At 51.1% G+C, this 15,600-nt stretch carries 12 protein-coding genes; 8 read left to right on the top strand and 4 right to left on the bottom strand.

Translation table 11 applies throughout. From position 1 onward, the window contains the following. Positions 1 to 1,137: 1,137 nt before the first annotated feature. Positions 1,138 to 1,584, top strand: coding sequence for a DUF3290 domain-containing protein (locus WFL93_RS22350; RefSeq protein WP_312463954.1), 447 nt, complete (start codon positions 1,138 to 1,140; stop codon positions 1,582 to 1,584). An 8-nt stretch (positions 1,585 to 1,592) separates the two neighbouring features. After that, a complete protein-coding gene (locus tag WFL93_RS22345; protein WP_049852733.1) occupies positions 1,593 to 2,225 on the top strand; it encodes a DUF421 domain-containing protein in 633 nt (210 codons plus the stop codon). Positions 2,226 to 2,405: 180 nt separating this feature from the next. Here WFL93_RS22345 and WFL93_RS22340 read toward each other — a convergent pair whose 3' ends face one another. Next, positions 2,406 to 2,603, bottom strand: a complete 198-nt coding sequence (locus WFL93_RS22340) for a DUF2767 family protein (RefSeq protein WP_049852732.1) — start codon at positions 2,601 to 2,603, stop codon at positions 2,406 to 2,408. 111 nt (positions 2,604 to 2,714) lie between these two features. Next, entirely contained in the window at positions 2,715 to 3,026 is a 312-nt protein-coding gene (locus WFL93_RS22335; protein WP_049852731.1) for a hypothetical protein, read from the bottom strand. 713 nt (positions 3,027 to 3,739) lie between these two features. Here WFL93_RS22335 and WFL93_RS22330 point away from each other — a divergent pair. From WFL93_RS22330 to WFL93_RS22320, 3 genes are all read left to right on the top strand, one after another. Then, positions 3,740 to 4,642, top strand: coding sequence for a GGDEF domain-containing protein (locus WFL93_RS22330; protein ID WP_312463955.1), 903 nt, complete (start codon positions 3,740 to 3,742; stop codon positions 4,640 to 4,642). Between the two features lie 847 nt (positions 4,643 to 5,489). After that, positions 5,490 to 7,079 carry a sensor domain-containing diguanylate cyclase gene (locus WFL93_RS22325; protein ID WP_312463960.1) on the top strand — a complete coding sequence of 530 codons (1,590 nt, stop codon included), beginning with the start codon at positions 5,490 to 5,492 and terminating at the stop codon, positions 7,077 to 7,079. 119 nt (positions 7,080 to 7,198) lie between these two features. Next, positions 7,199 to 7,387, top strand: a complete 189-nt coding sequence (locus WFL93_RS22320; RefSeq protein WP_072093451.1) for a biofilm development regulator YmgB/AriR family protein — start codon at positions 7,199 to 7,201, stop codon at positions 7,385 to 7,387. A 305-nt stretch (positions 7,388 to 7,692) separates the two neighbouring features. On the opposite strand, the gene WFL93_RS22315 is transcribed toward WFL93_RS22320, so the two are convergent. Further along, positions 7,693 to 9,474, bottom strand: a complete 1,782-nt coding sequence (locus WFL93_RS22315; RefSeq protein ID WP_336779062.1) for a sensor domain-containing phosphodiesterase — start codon at positions 9,472 to 9,474, stop codon at positions 7,693 to 7,695. A 340-nt stretch (positions 9,475 to 9,814) separates the two neighbouring features. On the opposite strand from WFL93_RS22315, the gene WFL93_RS22310 reads away from it, so the two are divergent. After that, positions 9,815 to 11,284, top strand: coding sequence for a methyl-accepting chemotaxis protein (locus WFL93_RS22310; RefSeq protein WP_336779061.1), 1,470 nt, complete (start codon positions 9,815 to 9,817; stop codon positions 11,282 to 11,284). Here the strand turns inward: WFL93_RS22310 and WFL93_RS22305 are convergent. Then, a complete protein-coding gene (locus tag WFL93_RS22305; RefSeq protein WP_049852727.1) occupies positions 11,281 to 11,487 on the bottom strand; it encodes a DUF3606 domain-containing protein in 207 nt (68 codons plus the stop codon). The genes WFL93_RS22310 and WFL93_RS22305 overlap by 4 nt on opposite strands. 354 nt (positions 11,488 to 11,841) lie before the next feature. Here WFL93_RS22305 and WFL93_RS22300 point away from each other — a divergent pair, with 354 nt between their 5' ends. Both WFL93_RS22300 and WFL93_RS22295 read left to right on the top strand, forming a co-directional pair. Beyond that, the gene (locus WFL93_RS22300; RefSeq protein WP_049852809.1) at positions 11,842 to 12,081 is read left to right on the top strand and encodes an antitoxin Xre-like helix-turn-helix domain-containing protein; all 240 of its coding nucleotides are present in this window, start codon (positions 11,842 to 11,844) and stop codon (positions 12,079 to 12,081) included. Between the two features lie 395 nt (positions 12,082 to 12,476). After that, a complete protein-coding gene (locus WFL93_RS22295) occupies positions 12,477 to 14,663 on the top strand; it encodes a putative bifunctional diguanylate cyclase/phosphodiesterase (protein WP_082204296.1) in 2,187 nt (728 codons plus the stop codon). The last annotated feature ends 937 nt before the right edge of the window (positions 14,664 to 15,600 follow it).

Here is a 15,600-nt window from a genome sequence, read left to right as displayed (position 1 = left end):
TGTCATGGCCGGCGGCGCAAATCGTGGGCCATATTTCCTGCGCTGACCACGAAGAGAACGTCATACTTTTCACTGAGCCAGTCCAGCATCCGGGTCCTGGGGTGATACGGTGGTTAGTTCGGTGGGGACAAGTCAAGAAGATTAAATCTTTCCTCTGCGGATCCTCTTTGGATCGGTTTTCCGGCTTTTTTCCCGTATACGGAGAATAACCTGGGCGGCGCGAATTAAACAGCGGGGCGCCCGCGCGCCTCCCGGGCCCCGATCGCCGCGTAAACCACTGACGCAGAGGGAAAGCGCGCAGAAAGGGCGGGGCAGGGGGCGTACCAGGCACTCCAGGCTGAATGCCTGGTAAGAAATGTATAAAGGTCGAAACTGAACTTTGTGGTCATACAGGTTAGCAAAACGGGAAAGTTTGATGGACAGTAGAATGTCCGGATGACGTACCAGGTAAGTTCTCAAAGTCACTTAGCCGCCGCCGTGAGGGAGGATCGCATAGCCTTGATTAAATGAGGCGAGACGAACGGAAAATTTTTTCCGGACAGCCCATGCAAGTAAGCTGCTGGGTAAAAGGAAGTATTCCTCATCAGATCCAAGGACTTTTAGTCAGTTTCATTCAGCGCAGAATATTTCTTAGAAACGTTTTAATCTCTGCCTGAAATGCCGTTAACGGCACGAAAAAAATTGTGGTGGTGATCACTACCCAAAGAACACAATATATAGTTTGCACGGGAAGGTGAATTTTTCACCAGTCTGACATGCGAAAATGGTGAACTTGACATGAGCAAGTCAACGGAAAATACTGTTAAGGAAGGAAAATTACTGGAAACAATTAGCCGTCATGTTTTCCATACGCCGGACCGTACAGGACTAACTGAAATCAGGTCATTATTCAGAATAAACCATCATCATTTAACATATCTTTTACATACGAAAAAACATATCAAATGGAGTATGGTAACTAATCACCTTCATGTAAAGTCATTATGTATGTTGAGAAGCTGTAATGTACTCACAGCAATTACCACAACCATGAAGAAACTAAGACGATATCATTAAATTATTATCACGGCCCATTTTTCAAAAAAAAACACCATGTTATGATGAACGGGATATTAAATAATAAGGAATGCAGTCAGAATGAAGTTTTATGGCATTGAATATCTGCAGGCGCAGTCAAACCTGAACGATTTTTTTAAATATATTGTGATTTTCAGTGCATTGACTGTATTGATTGTTGTTTTTAGTCTGTATATGCGACATCGGCTACAGACAAAGTATCGGGACTTAACCATTATTACTTTCCTGTTTCTTCTGTTCATTTCAGGATTGCAGTACTCCGATTACACAAACAGCCAGAACAAACATTCGCAATCATCGCAAATGGTGAACTTTGTAAAAACTTTATCGAAAGACAAGAACGTAAGCATAAACTCTGTTTTTTCAAACTCAGTGCAGCTGTCAGATGGTATAATTATTAAAGTTCACAATAATTATTTTCGCGTAAGTTTAAGCGCCGATCAAAGTAGTTACTATTTAGTACAGGTCTGGTTAACCACTGCAGACGTCAACATTTTAGAGAGATAAGTAAGACAATGATATTATATATGCCTATTATTATAAAACTTGGACTTGGTATTTTGTGCTTGATTGTCCAGATAAATCTTATGGGAAAAGGCAATCTTGCTCCATCGTCAGCCATGGACCAGGTTCAGAATTACGTGTTAGGCGGCATTATCGGTGGTGTAATTTATAATGAAACGATATCAGTCCTTCAGTTTGTACTGGTATTAATAATATGGACATTACTTGTATTTGTTCTCAAGTTTTCAAAAGAGAACAATAGGTTAGTAAAAAAAATAATTGATGGCAAGCCTATTACTCTGGTGCATAACGGGACGGTAAATGTCAGAGAATGTTTACGAAATGGAGTTTCTGCTAATGAGTTAATGTTTAAGTTAAGATCTAACGGGGTTTATGAAGTTGAACAACTCAAACGTGTAGTTCTCGAACAGAATGGGCAGCTGACTATTATCCAGAGCGGAGATGAAAACATCCGTTATCCTATTATAGTGGACGGTTTAGCAAACGACGACTTGCTTGAAATTATCAATAAGGACAGAGCATGGCTGGAAGAAAAAATCGCCGAGCAGGGTTTTAACAAAATCAGTGAGGTCTATTTAGGTGAATATCTTTCCGGAAGGATTAACTTATATGGCTATGCATGAATGCATCGGTATTAATTATACGTTGATATACTAAATGCAAAAGCTAAGAGCGCAGATGAAATAAAGTTTACGGATCTACAGCGGGTCGTTACCATCCCGGTTAACAAATGTATAACTTACTCATCTGCATAAACAGCCTGCGATAAATGTGCCAAAAAGCCCCCAGAATCAGCTATCTTACTATCTATCTAGCGTTCTTACCGAGCATTCAATTGCCCTGACCATTAGCTCCGTGCGGTCAACATTTTTGTAAGCCAGGACTGTTCTCAGGGCGTCCGCAATAACCATTTGTTTTGACTCAATGCCTGAATCATGAAGCGTAAAAACCATATCACCTACCACACGGCACATTTCATTGTAGAGTTCATTCGCGTTCATCACATCCACCTTTATATCATTCATAAAATGCCGCTAAAATAGTATTCTTATAAGCCATAACAAAAACGATTTAGCAACTGCAAAGAAATCATCCAGGCCATTTCAGCACCGCTATTTTTCTATTCGGAACCGCTTCCGGGAGAAAGTGGCTGTCCTTTTGCGCGTTTTAATTCTGTTTCTGGCGTGAGAAATTATAGTTTCCCATCTGGGGTCGGCTCTGCTGTTGTTATACAGCTCAAGTTCGTCAAGTAGTTGTGACCACTTTTTTGCCTGGTAAGCTTTATCAGGCCCCATGATGTCACGCATGGACTGAATGAGCTGGTCAACCTCCTTTTTCGCTACAGCACAGGTTTTGCCAGCCTGATGCTCTGCTGCTAGCTTCCTGATGCCGACTGCAAAAAAATGTATGCTGATTTCATTCACGTATATCTCCTGTGTTAGGGTGTTTTTTCAGGTTATGCCACTCAACAATAAAACCGCATATGATAATTCCTAAGTAGCTATAGTTTCCTTACAGTTTCATTATATCGGCCCAGCTATATTAGTGCCAATTTTTAGTGAAAAAATGTTTAAAGCATAAGGTTTTTTGAATTAGATTTTCGTTTGCGAAAGAAAACTGCATCGTTTACATATCTATTCATGGCGAGTCAGGGCAAACAGAGCTAAGCGGGCTTGGTATTAACAGTCCGGCACTTAAAGTTTATTTAACGCGCAAATGAATCTCTCGGGAATAATATATTCAAATGGTGGAATTATTCTGTGTAGATATTTTTTATTTCTTTGACCTAATGCGTTAGTGTTAATATGATAATATCATTCCTGGTCAGAACTAATAATCTGTTATCTGACTTTTTCAGACTAAAAATATGGCCGCTGGGCCCACTATGTGAATGGCATGACCGATCACTACCAGTTTTAAAACCGTTCCCGGGCGAAAACCTGGCGGTTACCTGCTGAAATTATATGACTGCTCGGCATGGATTGTAACAACCCATTAACTCTCGATAAACATGATTTTTTCATTTACTAAAAGAATGTTATCAGTGCCATTTTTATATACAGAAAAGGCACAAATGATAACCAAAAGAAATAATCACATGTTACCCTTAATGCCTGAATCACATCAGGATAATGTAATGAACTTTAAGATTTCAAGCAAACTGATACATGAAGCCGAAACCCCTAAAGGTTTACTTTACAGGTCAATTATTGTTTATGTTTTCATTATGGTCGGCCTGCTTTTTTCCCTTTATCTGGTCTATGGGAATACCGGGCGTTTAAACTTTTATTTTTTTATTAATACCTGCACCGTCTCAATAATGACATGGGTTATCAGGAAATCATTTAATATTAAATCTGAGGAAAAACATCTGGCCGTTTTCAGAATCGGACTATTCCTGTTACTTAACTCATCACTTGCATCTATGGCCGGTGGGTTAGCGTTACTGGAAAGAGATGTGGCTTCATTGATTGCAGCCATTCTGTATATGCCAGCCATCCTTCTGATCGTTTTTTCTTTCAACAAATTTATTAAATATGTTAACTATAGCTATGAGTCTGTTGTAAGTATGTCCTTTACTGATGAATTAACAGGACTTCCTAACCGACGACACCTTAATTCTAAGCTCAGAGAGATGGAAGGCAGGGAAGGGATTATCTGCATTGCGGATATTGACCATTTTAAAAAAATAAACGACACGTATGGTCATGAAATGGGAGATAACGTTTTGAGAAAAACCGGCATAATTCTAGGTGGTTTCACGAGTGAGGAGGTCTTTATTTCACGTTCCGGAGGTGAAGAGTTTGTCATTGTGGTATTCGATACGTTGTCTGCTGAAGATACGATAAAAAAAATAAAAACCTCTCTTACGGATGTTTGTAACGGCAGTATACAGGTTACACTCAGTATTGGTGTTGCCTCCAAACGGTCAGCTGAGCCTCCTACTTCTGCCATCAAAGCTGCTGATGAAGCCCTTTACAGGGCTAAGAGAGCAGGCAGGAACTGCATAATTTATGCGCCAGAAAACAGAAACCTCTGATCGTTTTTTCACCGGTCATTATAAGGCGTTTACAGTTCTGATTATCTCATCATCTTCTACGATAAATTTGTCGGTTGTCTTCTGCTTTTGCGTGAAAACCAACGATGACCCTCCCGACTTCTTAACGCGCCCTGCTACTTAACGTAAACGTTACTGCTGGTAGCAAGGCGAACTTTATCAGCACACTTAATTGTTTTGGCTGGTTTCACTGACATACATTTAACAGATAAATACTGATTCAGAACTCTTTATGAGATGAAAATACCTGGCAAATCGTTATTCACGCAACCTGTTCGTTAAATGCGTAACCCCCGGGTTTGTGAGACTGTGAAAATTCGTTTGACAAAACGATTGGCAGAAGATTGTCAGACGTAATTGCGTCTCATTTGAGACCGGAATAGTTTTGGTCACAGGCATTTTACATCCGTGTGGTATAAAAGTACTTACCTTCCAGTCACCAGATGTGTGCATGCAAAGCAGATTTGTTTATTAATTCAACAGTGTCAGATTAACTCATTTTTAAAAGCATTACTGACAAGGTATTGATTTTTAACCATTGTTATAAAAAAATGCCCGTAAGCTATAACGGGCTAATCGTTGATTTGTACCGTGGTGAGACGATACCACTCTTTGATAATATTTTTTCTGCATTAAATCTACAAAAATCTCATAACAGCAGCGAGTTATAATGCAAAATTGAGTTAAGGGAAAAAAGGTACGCTAAAGTGGTAGTGCGAGGTCTGACGCAATCGCCCAGCGTGATGTATTTATTGCGCGCTGCTCTTCCCTTCGGCTGCGTCTCATGAAGGTAAGATCCGATGACACCTTTACCCGGGCCCTTAACGCCATGCTTCTGAAAAAACTCCGCCTCCGCACGCTTCTGATGTCACTTTCCATCGGGGGCGTCGTCCTTAACTCAGGCCTGCTTCTGGGTGCGCTGCTATTTTTTCAGAAGGCTAACATTGAGGACAGCCTGCTGGAAGGCAATATTGCCTATGCGCGCAAGCTCGCGGACACTACCGACCGTTACCTCGCTACGGCGCAGCGTGAGCTGGCCTGGAGCGCCACGCAGATAAAGGGGCTGACCGACCCGGCACTGCTGCGGGATGAGACAGACCGTCTGCGGGTGCAGTCCGGTTTTTTTAATACGGTCGTGGTGGTGAACCGGGATGCGGTTATTGCTGCCACCTCGCCGGAAAGCCTGAGTCTGGTCGGCCTGAAACTGCACTCCGACGCGAGTCGGCAGGCTATTGCCACGCAGAAACCTTTCATTTCTTCACCGTTTACTTCGGCGTCGGGCAACTACGTGGTGTTTTTGTCACAGCCTCTTTTTGCGGCGGACGGCAGTTATCTTGGATACATAGGTGGCACCATTTACCTTAAAAAGCAGAGCATGCTGAGCGACATACTCAGCCAGCACTTTTATGCCAGAGGGGCGGCGGTGAGCATTGTCAGCAATGACGGCCTGATTGTCTTCAGCCATGATGCTTCCCGCGTAGGTGAGCAAATGGTGCTAAGCCCGGCGCTTCTTAAGCGGCTTGCCGCTACCGACAGTGGGCGATTCAGCACCGAAAGCGGCGGCCAGCAGTTCCTCACTGGCTACGCGAGCTTGCACCGCACCGACTGGAACATCTTTATCACCGGTACATCGGAAACGGTCCGGCACATCCTGCTGCACACGGTAGAAAATGCACTGTGGTTTTTGCTGGGAATCATTACCATTACGGCCGCCGCAATGGCCCTCCTGGCAGGACGCATCGCTTCTCCGCTGGAGAGGCTCGCCGACATGGTACGTAATGGAGGCAGCGACGTAGAGCCCGTACCGCTTACCTTGGTGCAGGCCTGGTATTATGAAGCAGACCGACTGAAAGAAGCCGTTCAGGAATACCGGCAGGGTGTAGCAGGGCGCATGGCCGCCCTCAGCGATGAGGCCATGACCGATCCGTTGACAGGGCTTTGTAACCGCCGCGGTTTTAATGTGCTGGCCGACCAGATAAATGACGTTCAGGATCAGTGCATGATTGCCATTGATATCGATTATTTCAAGAAAATCAATGACTGGTACGGGCATGACGCCGGAGACGCGGTGCTGGTAAGCCTCGCTGCCTTGCTGCGTCAGGCATGCCGTGCAGGGGACGTGGTCAGCCGGTTTGGCGGCGAGGAATTCATCCTGCTTTTACCGGCGACGGAACTGAACGATGCGGCGCGGACGGCGGAGCGGATCCGCGAGACCGTAAGCACCACTGTATTTCCGTTCGTGGGCACCATGACGGTGTCCACGGGCGTGGCGGCACTGAGGGACTGTGAGGGTAGCCGGGATGAGCTGCTGCGCCGCGCGGATGAGGCGCTTTACGAGGCTAAAGGAGCAGGACGCAACGTTGTCATTATCGCTGGCCCGGACGGTTTCAGCCGGTACGCCAGCCCTGAATTATCATAATGTGTCCTGAGCCACTTCGGATTGCCCCGCGTGAGGCCGGTCCTCTGCTGTCGCACGTACGTTGCGCCCGGTGCCATCCGGCTTCCGTTCGCGTCTTTTTACCCATCCGGAAGAGCATTATGCAGCAAAATACCGAAGAAGAAATCCCTCATATCCTCCGAGAGAGAAGTGAGCTGTTTGCACCTGAGGCCGAAATTATCAGCGCAGTGTTCGCGTGTCTCTGGTCAGACCTGGATCGCGTACTGCGTAAAGACATTATCCTCAGCCTGATAGCTGAGCTGGAAAGCACTTCAGACGTGGTGCGATAGGATGTGCCTCGCGGGGCTGGGAGATACTCCGGAGCTGAAAGATAATCGGACACCCGGATTGACTCTCCCCTGCAGGCATTACCGCACGGGGCGACCTGACGTCTCCTGACTGGAAAATATTAAGCAAAATGGTACTCTCAGAAGGCCGCTGGGTTCTCCTCCTTTGCGGCTCTTACCTCATGATGTCAATTAAGGCCTTTCTTGCGGTTGCCTGCGCCTGGCACTCCCCGTGCCAGGTTTTTTTACGGTAAGGCAGAGCCGGACCTGACAATGGGGCTGCTCTGACCTGAGCAGGCCGTGCGTTTTCAGCACTGCCCCCGCAGCTTCCATTCGAGCCATTCGTCGAGTTCTGTTTCCGGTAACGCCTTAGAATAGAAAAAGCCCTGAGCCTGGTCGCAGCCGTACTCGGTCAGCGCCGTAACGGTCCGTTCATCCTCTACACCTTCAGCAAGTACCGTGTAGTCGAGGTCTTTGAGCATAGCAATAATGCTGCGCGCAATTATGCGTGAGGCGGTATCAGACGATAATTCACTGATAAGCGAGCGGTCAAGCTTGATTACATCAAGCGGCATACGGCGAAGATAGCTGATGTTGCTGTAGCCGGTGCCGAAATCATCCAGCGAAATGCCAAAGCCCCTGAGCTTGAGCATCTCCAGTCCCCGCATTGCTGCAGGGCTTTCAAGAATGCGTTCCGTCTCAAGACACTCGATGCCCAGTAGCGAAGTTGGAAGCCTGGCCCTGATCATTTTCGTCTCAAGCGCATCGGCAAACCCCTCACGGGCAAAGTCGTGGCTGCTGACGTTGATGGTCACCGGGAGCTGGACGCAGTTGTTACGCAGCCGGGCAAGCCGTTTAATAACGCGATCTGTCACCCAGGTCGTCAGCTCGCTGAGCAGTTCGGTCTGTTCAGCCAGAGGCACAAAGTGTGCCGGGGAGAGTTCACCACGTTGCGGGTGCCGCCAGCGGATTAACGCTTCCAGTCCCACGGGACGGCCGCTTTGCAGACAGATTTTGGGCTGGTAAGCAAGCCAGAGCCCGTGATCCCCCCTCATAGCGGAGGCCAGCTCGTGCACCAAGGTAAAATCCTGCGTATGACGCGCGTCGGTGCCCTGACTGAAGCGCATTGAGGGAAGCCCGCGTCCGATGGCCTCATGCAGCGCGCTCACCGCGCGGCGTAGCGCCTCCTGAGCGGGAATTTCTCCAAGGGTGAAGGTGACTTCGCCGGTGTGCGTTGTGAGTGCAACGGCGATGCCTTCGCCAAGATCCGCGCTGATGCCCTCCAGCCTCCCCGCCACCCAGTCCGCGGTAAGGTGGCTATCATCCCGCGTCAGAAGCGCAAAGCGACCGGTGGCGACAGTGTAAAGCATTTCGCCCGAAGCCGGGCGCAGGCGCAGCGGCAGCAGCGTGGCAACGTCGTTAAGCAGACTCTCCACCGGACCCATGCCCATAGAGCGGGCAAGTTCGTAAGCACGCGGCATATCGATGCAGTCTATCAGTACCAGTCGTCGGGGGGTACTATCCCCCGACGCCGCCAGGAACTGCAGGTCACGGATAAGGCGCTGGCGGTTGGGCAGGCCAGTGACCGGGTCAGCAAAGCCGGCCGAGTGCCAGGCCTCCAGAAACGCCATCACCAGCGCAGCCAGTAGCTTAAGCGTGGTGACCTGTTCGGCACTGAACGAATGAGGTTCGGTATCGGTGACGCACAGCGTACCCAGCACGATACCCTCCCGGTTTTTCAGCGGGGCGCCGGCGTAAAAGCGAATGTAGGGCGCACCCGTGATGAGGGGGTGCGTAACGAACCGGGCGTCCAGCCACGTATCAGGGACTACCACCGCGCAGTCGCTGTCCACCGCGTGCCTGCAGAGCGACTCTTCCCGTGAAGACTGGCGGAGCGCAAAGTTATGCGCGGCCTGCACGTGCTGTTGCTCATCGTCGAGCACGGAGATGAAGCTTCCCGGTATGCCCAGCGCCTGGCTGGCCAGCCGGACAAATTTTCGCAGCACGTCGTCGCGGCTTTCGTCGGTACTGCGCAGCGCTTTCAGCGCCTGCGCGCGGCGATCATGGTCGCCGGATAGGTTCATCAGCATGGGTTCCTCCGCCCCGGCCTGGTTCCGGAACGAAATTAAAAAGAGAAAATGTACAGTAGCGGACCGTAAAATGCGCGATTTCTGCGAAAGGATAAAACAATTGAAGCTTTATTATGTGGCTTATAATAGGCGTATAGTGGTCTGATGTCATTTTTATTTTCTTTAACGAAATCCTTACGCGACGACGATTCTTTAATTTAATCGAGCGAAAGTTTTATCTTTTTAATTAACATGTCAGACTATTTAGTCACAAAGCATCGCACGCAGATTAATTACGCGCGAAGTCGAAAGAAGAAAATAATAATTATTATTAACTAATAACCGCCCCGGGGAAAACCTTATGCAGTTACTCAGACACTTTACCATCCGCCGCGTCGTACTATGGATGATGATCTTTTCACTGGCGATAGTGGCGCTCGCCGGCGGATACGGGACGGTGACCCTGCGGGATATGAACCGGCACGCGGACCGCGCTGACGCGCTGACGCAGCAGCTGACTTTTCTGACGCGCAGCGGCATCGTGATGCAGAGCGGCACGGCGGCTGAAAAAAATGCGCTGATGGCCGCCGTACCCGACGGTGCCGACTGGGGTCGCTTTCGCTTTGCGCTGACGGCCGGGCCGGCTGAGTATGGACCCGCCGCGGGTGAACGCCTTGCCGCGCTGACGCAGCAACTGGCGGCCGATGACGCGCCCGTCATGGCAGACCGCCACCGCCTCGAAATTATCCTCATCGCGGCGTTGCTGGCCGCCGGCGGCCTGCTGGTTTTCTGCGACCGCTACCTGGTAGCCCATCTCGTGCGTCCGGTGGCTACGATCCGCGCGCACCTTAAGACCATCGCGGACGGCGACCTCACGCGAGAGCCTGAAGACCTGGGCCGTAACTGCGTGGGTCAGCTGGTGCCGCTGGTAAAGGAGATGCAGCACAGCCTGCTCGATGCGGTGCAGGCCATCCGCGATAACGCAAGCGTTCTTCACCGTGAGGCAGGCGACATTGGGGCCGGTAATGCGGATTTGGCGGACCGCACCTCTACGCAGGCCGCGGCGCTCGAGCAGACTGCGGCCAGCATGGAAGAAATTACCGCCACCGTCAGCCATAACGCTGAAAACGCACGTGAAGCACGGGAGCTGGCCGTCAGGACAGCGGTTACTACTCAGGAAGGGGCGGAGCTGGTGCGCTCGGTTATGACGGCCATGGGCAGTATTGCCGAAGGCTCCGAAAAAATCCGTCAGTTCACGGCCACCATTAACGGTATTGCTTTCCAGACTAACATTCTGGCGCTGAACGCCGCCGTTGAGGCCGCCCGCGCCGGCGAGCAGGGGCGCGGTTTTGCGGTGGTGGCCGCAGAGGTGCGCTCGCTGGCGCAGCGCAGCGCAGCCGCCTCGAAGGAGATTGAGGCGCTGATTGCGGATACCGTGGCCCGTGTCAGCGACGGTCGCAGAGCCGCAAACAGTGCTGGCACCACCATGGATGAGGTGCTCCACGGTGTCGGCGGGGTGAACGAGCTGATTGGGCAGATTGCGATGGCCTCTGAAGAGCAGAGTAAAGGCATCGCGCAGGTCACGCTGGCCGTAGCAGAGCTTGACCGCGTGACGCAGCAGAATGCAGCGCTGGTTCAGCAGGTTTCTGCGACGACTAATAGCCTCAGTGGGCAGACTGCGGCCCTCGGCGATGTAATTACCCGCTTCACGCTGCCGCAGGCTGCACAGGCCGAGGGAGTGGCGGCTGTAAACCCGGCGGCGCAGCCTCCCCGTAATATGCGTGCCGCACCCGCGAAACAGGGCGGCTGGGTTGCCTTCGGCCGTCATTAGCGGGATGCACGCGGAGGAGGGTTTTTCTCCAGCCATTCGCGAACGCGGTCAGCTTCCGGGCCAGCCTCCCGCACGGCACGGACAAGACGCTCCTGCGTGGTGCATAGCTCCTGCGTCCAGAATGTTATCTGCCACTGCTCGCGAATGTCCACCCGGCTGAGATCGCCAGGCACGCGACGCTGAATATAATCGCGGTGTTTCATCAGGTTATCCTTTATATTTTTCAGGGTAGGGCGATGATTAAATGTCGCCCCATAATCCCCACCATTCCCCCATAAATGAGCGGCCGGTATATACCGGAATAATCTTTGTGTTGCGGAATCACTTAAAAAGGAGATAAATCCTGGATGCGGTATTGCCCCCCTGTTTGCCTATTCCAAACATGATTTAGAAAGAGGGAGCCAGATTAATTTCGTTTAATTCTCTCACACTGCCATTTTCTGAACACCGTCGTCTTGACTGGGCAGGTTTACAGTTAAGATAATGTAATGATCAAAGGCGATACAAAGGCCACTTCGGCATTGGCCCTCACTGAGGGGGGCAACAGGAGGTTATTTCTGGGAAATCAGCGATTACAGCAGTCCGTCAGCGTACAGTCCAACGTCCGTGAACTCCGGCTCGCCGCCGGCCTGTCCCAGGAACGCGCCGCTGAACGATTTGGCCTCAGCCTGCGCGTCTGGCAGACGAAGGAGGCGGCAAAGAATCCGGCCCCTCTCAGCCAGGCCGAATATGAGCTGCTGTTGCTGCTCGCCGGTCAGCATCCGTACTTTGCACTTATCCCGCAGAAAAAAAAATAAGAAGCGCCGTTTACGCCGGAGCTGAAGTTCAGGTGAGATATGCCGATACAGGGATTTAATGCCATGAGAGGAAGTGTTGTTTCACCGATCGGTCGGCCCGGGGCGCGCAATATTTCGGTTGCGTCCCTAACGCGGGGTGTAACATCCCTGCAGCAATGAATGCCGGCCAGGAATGCTCCGGAAAATCCACTTCATGGTCACTTCAATGGTCATGAGCTTATGTTTTTCAGACCGGCCTTTTCCAACGGGCAGATGCCGGGCTTCAGGGCTCTGAGCGTGCGGGCCCACGGATGGGCCTTTCTTCCGGCTGCGGGGCGGCAGCAAAGTTTGTGCGGCTCCGTCTGATTGAACGTGTCCCCTTTATGCTGTGTCATGCCGGCCACAGTAAACCAAACATGAGGGGACAGCCCCTGAAACGCCTGACTGATATCCGCGAGGCGGCCCGCCTCGACGCGCTGGCACAGTACCAGCATACAGGCGCCCTGCCAGCAGATGCGCTTGACCGACTTACCACGCTCGCCGCCCGCCTTTTTCGCGTGCCGGTAGCCTTTGTCTCGCTGATTGACGATCAGCGCCAGTTCTTCACGTCACGGTACGGGTTAAACATTTCCGGCACGGCCAGAGAGGTCGCTTTCTGCGATCATACGCTGGCGCAGGGTGATATTCTCTGCGTGCCCGATACCCTTATCGACCCGCGCTTTCGCGATAATCCTCTGGTGCTGGGCTATCCGCACATCCGCTTTTATGCGGGCGTCCCGCTCTCCACCCCGGACGGGCACCACATCGGCACTGTCTGCCTGACCGACACACAGCCACGCCCTCCGCTGACGGATGCAGACAGGCAACACCTGGCCGATATCGCCGCGCTGGTAATGGACCGTATGGAGGTGCACCGGCTTGAGCTGCTGCGACATGCCAGCCAGCAGCGACTGCAGGCAATATCGGCCACTTCACCGGACGCCATCATCTGTACCGACCTGCGCCGCGGCATCACCTTCTGGAACCCGGCCGCCAGCGCCCTCTTTGGATATGACGCGAATGAGATGTCAGGGCAGTACGTGGCCGGACTCATTCCTGAAAGATGTCAGACTGATTACCGTAATGAGCTTGAGCGGTTGAGCGCGGACGAGGCCGCCATTTCCCGTCCGCGCACGCTGCAGATTTGGGGGCTCAGGCGTGATGGACGTGAATTTCCCGCCGAAGTGTCATTTTCGGGCTGGCGGGAAAACGATGAGCGACTGGTCGGCATGATTATCCGCGACGTCACCGCCCGTCACGAAAGCGAGGCCCGGCTCTGCGAGCTTGCCTCTCTTGATATGCTGACCCGTCTTGCCAGTCGGAGTGCGTTTATGCAGCAGCTCGGCCAGCTGACTGAGGCTGGCGTACCATATACGCTGTTAATGACCGATCTCGACGGATTTAAGGAGGTGAACGATACACTCGGTCACGCCGCCGGCGATGCGTTACTGTGTCACGTCGCCGATCAGATACGCGCGGTGTGCGCCAGCGCGGTCACCGCTGCACGGCTAGGTGGGGATGAGTTTATTATTCTGCTGCCAGGTGGCAGTACCGAGGCATCCCTCACCGCTGAGCGCCTGATTGCTGCTGTACAAACGCCGTTCCGTTACCATGACTCCCCGGTTATTATCGGTGCCAGTACGGGCATCGCTTCCTATCCCGATCACGGGGAAGATCCGTCGGCAATGATGTCCGCCGCCGACCTTGCCCTCTACCGTGCCAAGGCATCAGGGAAAGGCTGCAGTGTGCTTTTCCTGCCGGCGTTTCGCGAAGCGGAGCAGCAGCGCCGGCGCTTTGAGCGAGAGCTGGAGGCCGCAGTCCGCCAGCAGCAGTTTGTTCTGCACTATCAGCCACGCTACGACGTGCAGAATGCACGCCTGATTGGCTGTGAAGCCTTTATACGCTGGCAGCACCCTGCACGCGGGCTGTTGCTGCCGGCCGAATTTATCAGCATGCTGGTGAAAAATCCCTTGTCCCTGACGCTCGGTGAGTGGATTATTCGCAGCGCACTGGCTCAGGTCAGGCAGTGGCACGTGCGCTGCCCCGGGCTCCGGGTCAGCATCAATCTCTTCCCCCGCCAGCTGGCAGGGCCAGGGCTTGAAAGCGTGCTCCGGGAATGTGCTGGTTGCGAAGCGGGTTTTGTAGATCTGGAGGTTGATGAACCTCTGCTGACTGTTCTGATCCAGGACGCGCCGGCGCGGTTTGAAGCCGTTAGAAAAACGGGTGCGTCATTCGTCATTGACCATTACGGAAAAACGCTTGGCGCGATCAACCTTCTTCGGCACGGCTTTGTAAGCGGTTTTAAAATCGATAAGTCGCTGACACACGAAATCGAAACGAGTATAAATGTGCGCATGATGTTCAGGGCAATTGCAGCGCTGGGTAAAAGCCTGGGTATTAGCGTGGCGGCGGAAGGCGTGGAGGATATGAAGCAGCAAGCGTTTATTACTGCGGCCCAGTGCGACATCATGCAGGGAAATGGATTATGCCCGCCGTTAAGCGCGGCCGAATTTGAATCACTGCTAGCGGCGGATGCTAACAGCCTGCCCCAATTGATCCCTTAAGTCACCTGGCAGCGAACACTATCAGGATAAAAATGCAGGGGCTGAGGATGTGACCCTTCCCCTGTCTGTATCACTCATGAACTATTGTCTGGCGGTTGCTGGACTTATTCTTAAGTAAAACAACCGATAAATGCTGGAGCGTTAATCGACTCTTTAGGGTCGATTCTGACTGTTATTCTTTCTTTAAAAAGTGACTGATTAATAACTGTCAGAATAAGAGGAACGAAAGTTTCCGCAAGCAATAATTACGATAGATAAACAACGGGATATCTTCTGTATTCATATATCCACGCTATTTTTAGCGTAAAATAAAAGATAAAAACCGCTTAAGAATATTTTCCAATATGGAATTAAAAAAAGTATCGGTGGCAGGAAGCGCCTTAATGAATTACTGACACAGCTTCCCAGGTTACCCGATGAACTACCGACCTTTTTAAAGATTCTTTTTCATTATGCACAAAATCATGAGATAAGTCGCTCTGGTGACGCTTTTGCATATCGCAATCCCCATGCATGGCCAGTAACACTGCTGTATCGAACTAAACTTTTAGTGCGTGACCCATTGGTGGTTTTGCACATATGTGTTCCGTCATTAGACAGACTGGAAAACGCGGAAGTCCAGATAGGTCGTGTGCTGGAGAGCACTGGCGTCAGCGAATGGCTGCCCATGAATGGTTCGCTCTGCGCTTGTTGGGTTATGCGGTCTTAACCTTCGCCTGCTTCAGGCTCACGCGTCACTGATCTCGCACAAGCCGATATGGATGCTGATTACCGGCTTTAGTAAGCGCATCAGAAAAAAACCACGCTATTGCGAAAGTATACATTACAAAATAACAGGGTAACGATTGGCATTCCGCGTCTCACACACATGGGCGGGATGCGCACGGGGGCGGAATTAAGCCATCAGAAAATATGGCCCCTATTTTGCTACGGTAAT

Source organism: Pantoea sp. USHLN256 (genome assembly GCF_037149875.1).
GTDB classification, from domain to species: domain Bacteria; phylum Pseudomonadota; class Gammaproteobacteria; order Enterobacterales; family Enterobacteriaceae; genus Pantoea; species Pantoea nemavictus.
This window is presented reverse-complemented; position numbering and strand designations above follow the sequence as displayed.

Excerpts from the sequence above, each read along its gene's own strand:
- WFL93_RS22350 (WP_312463954.1), top strand. The coding sequence starts at position 1,138 with ATGAAGTTTTATGGCATTGAATATCTGCAGGCGCAGTCAAACCTGAAC.
- WFL93_RS22345 (WP_049852733.1), top strand. The coding sequence starts at position 1,593 with ATGATATTATATATGCCTATTATTATAAAACTTGGACTTGGTATTTTG.
- WFL93_RS22340 (WP_049852732.1), bottom strand. The coding sequence starts at position 2,603 with ATGAACGCGAATGAACTCTACAATGAAATGTGCCGTGTGGTAGGTGAT.
- WFL93_RS22330 (WP_312463955.1), top strand. The coding sequence starts at position 3,740 with ATGAACTTTAAGATTTCAAGCAAACTGATACATGAAGCCGAAACCCCT.
- WFL93_RS22325 (WP_312463960.1), top strand. The coding sequence starts at position 5,490 with ATGCTTCTGAAAAAACTCCGCCTCCGCACGCTTCTGATGTCACTTTCC.
- WFL93_RS22320 (WP_072093451.1), top strand. The coding sequence starts at position 7,199 with ATGCAGCAAAATACCGAAGAAGAAATCCCTCATATCCTCCGAGAGAGA.
- WFL93_RS22315 (WP_336779062.1), bottom strand. The coding sequence starts at position 9,474 with ATGCTGATGAACCTATCCGGCGACCATGATCGCCGCGCGCAGGCGCTG.
- WFL93_RS22310 (WP_336779061.1), top strand. The coding sequence starts at position 9,815 with ATGCAGTTACTCAGACACTTTACCATCCGCCGCGTCGTACTATGGATG.
- WFL93_RS22305 (WP_049852727.1), bottom strand. The coding sequence starts at position 11,487 with ATGAAACACCGCGATTATATTCAGCGTCGCGTGCCTGGCGATCTCAGC.
- WFL93_RS22295 (WP_082204296.1), top strand. The coding sequence starts at position 12,477 with ATGAGGGGACAGCCCCTGAAACGCCTGACTGATATCCGCGAGGCGGCC.